Genomic DNA, 524 nt, shown 5'->3' on the forward strand with positions numbered 1-524 from the left:
TAGTTTGACGCGGTAACGGCCCATGTCGTCGATATAGGCGTAGGTGCAGTTCTCCGCCGCAGTTACACGTGCGGGTAGTGTGCCGGCGATATGCGGACGCGGGGTGATGCGTTCGGGACGGTAGGCGAGTTGGGCGGGGATGGCGGTAAAGGTGTGGCTGTAGGCGGTATCGCGGCTGCCGCTGTGTTCCATGCTGAGTACCAGCCAGCCGTCGGGGGCTTCGGGGAAGGAGACATCGGTTTGGAACACTTTCATCGGTGTCATGGAGACAACGTTGCCGCTGCCGGCAGCGACGGTTTGACGGCAGAGGTTGGCTTCGTTCAACAGGGTCGTCTGAACTTGGGCTTCGTCGGTTGTTTTAGGATGAAGGCCCCAATGCTGCTGTTTGCCCAATAAAACGGTATTGTCGGCTGATTCTTCGGACTGTTTGTTGTCGGTTTCGGCAAAGAGGTCGGTATCGGCACTGCGGTAGTTGTAGTCGGCCGTGCGTATGCCTTCGACGATGGGGTTGTGACGGATGCTGA

The 524-nt window shown here is 58.4% G+C and carries 1 protein-coding gene; it reads right to left on the reverse strand.

Translation table 11 applies throughout. The features are described 5' to 3' along the window. Positions 1-524: contractile injection system protein, VgrG/Pvc8 family (locus ACTHUG_RS11360; protein ID WP_440386836.1), on the reverse strand; the 524-nt coding region annotated here is incomplete at both ends.

The organism is Neisseria sp. P0022.S009, assembly GCF_051956675.1.
GTDB lineage: Bacteria > Pseudomonadota > Gammaproteobacteria > Burkholderiales > Neisseriaceae > Neisseria.